Source organism: Streptomyces sp. NPDC038200, assembly GCF_055600785.1.
The window spans coordinates 1-1852 of the sequence record NZ_JBVJYH010000068.1; the positions used below are offsets into that span (position 1 = coordinate 1).

The window sequence follows — 1852 nt, forward strand, 5'->3', positions numbered from 1 at the left end:
CCCACCGAAACGACCCGCCAACCCCTCGACCGACACCCGGTCGAACAGATCCGTGGCGAACTCGACAGCGCCGTCCAGCCCGGCCGGACCACCGTCGTCGTCGAATCGCTCCGAGAGCCCCAGGGAGAGGTCGAACTTCGCCGCGGCGCTGTCGTAGCGCTCGATCTCGACGTCGAGACCGGGGAGGTGGAGGGTGGGCCGGCTCTGGTTCTGGAAGGCCAGCGCCACCTGGAAGAGAGGGTGCCGGGACATGGAGCGGACCGGGTTCAGGACCTCCACCAGGTGCTCGAACGGCACGTCCTGGTTTCCGAACGCTTCCAGGTCGCTGTCCCGGACTCGGTCGAGCAGTTCGCGGAAGGTCGGGTCACCCGACACATCCGTTCGCAGCACCAGCGTGTTCACGAAGAACCCGACGAGGTCGTCCAGCGCCTCGTCCGTGCGGCCCGCCACCGGCGAACCGATCGGAATGTCCGTCCCCGCGCCCATCCGGGAGAGCAGTGCGGCGAAGGCGGCCTGCACCACCATGAACACACTCGCGCCCGACTCCCGGGCCAGCGCGACGAGCCCTCGGTGCACGGCCGTGTCCACCGTGAACTCGATGCTGTCGCCTCGGTAGGAGGCCGCGGCGGGCCGCGCGCGGTCCACGGGAAGCTCGATCTGCTCCGGCAGGTCGGCCAGTGTTCGCGTCCAGTGTGCGACCTGCCTGCTGATCAGGCTGTCCGGGTCGGACTCGTCGCCCAGCAGCTCCCGCTGCCACATCGCGAAGTCCGCGTACTGCACCGGCAGCGGCTCCCACCCGGGAGCCTTCCCGTCGATCCGAGCCTCGTAAGCCCTCGCCACATCCCGGGCCAAGGGCGCCATCGACCAGCCGTCACCGGCGATGTGGTGCAACACCACCACCAGTACATGCACATCGTCGGCCACCGCGAACAGCCGCACACGCAGGGGCGTGTCGACCGTCACGTCGAAGCCGCGGGTGCGGAAGGCGGATACGTCGGCTTCGAGTTCGTGCTCGGTGGTCGGCGCCACCTCCATGCCTGTCCATGCCCGGTCGGTGTCGAGAATATGCTGGTAGGGGGTGCCGTCGGGGCCTTCGGGGAAGACGGTCCGCAGGCTCTCGTGCCGCTCCACGACATCCCGCAGCGCGGCAGCGAGCGCGTCCCGGTCCAGGCTGCCGGTGAGCCGCAGGGTGATCGGCAGGTTGTACGTGGCGGTCGCCGCGCCCTCGAGTCGGTTCAGGAACCAGAGCCGACGCTGGGAAAAGGACAGCGAAATCATCAGTTCTCCTCGGGACGCGGCATCCGCCGCAGTGCAGGCCGTTGCGACTTGCGCGCGGTTCCCAGCTGTTCGGCCAGCATGGCAACGTTCGGCGATTCAAAGAGGGTGCGGAGGGGCAGCTCGACGCCCAGACGGGTACGGATGCGACTGATCAGGCGGGTGGCGAGCAGGGAGTGGCCGCCGAGGTCGAAGAAGCTGTCGTCGATACCGACCCGCTGCACGCCCAGCACCTCGGCGAAGGTCTCGCACAGGAGCTGCTCGCGCTCGTCGCGCGGGGCCCGGAACAGCGAGGCCGCGGCGTAGTCCGGGGCCGGCAACGCGCGCCGGTCCAGCTTCCCGTTCGCCGTCACGGGCAGGGCGTCCAGCGTCACCACCGCGGCCGGGACCATGAACTCGGGCAGGCGCTCGGCCACGTACCGGCGCAGCTCCCTGTTGGCGAGTTCGGCGCCGGCGGTCCGCTCCGGATCGGCACCGGTGCTCGGTACGACGTAGGCGACGAGGCGTTTGTCGCCGGGCCGGTCCTCCCGGGGGACGACCGCCACCTGCGACACCAGCGGATGCCCCGCGATCACCG

The 1852-nt window shown here is 70.0% G+C and carries 1 pseudogene; it reads right to left on the bottom strand.

Annotated elements, in window-relative coordinates:
- Positions 1–1852, bottom strand: a pseudogene (locus tag ACZ7KF_RS41530) (condensation domain-containing protein); the annotation flags it as partial.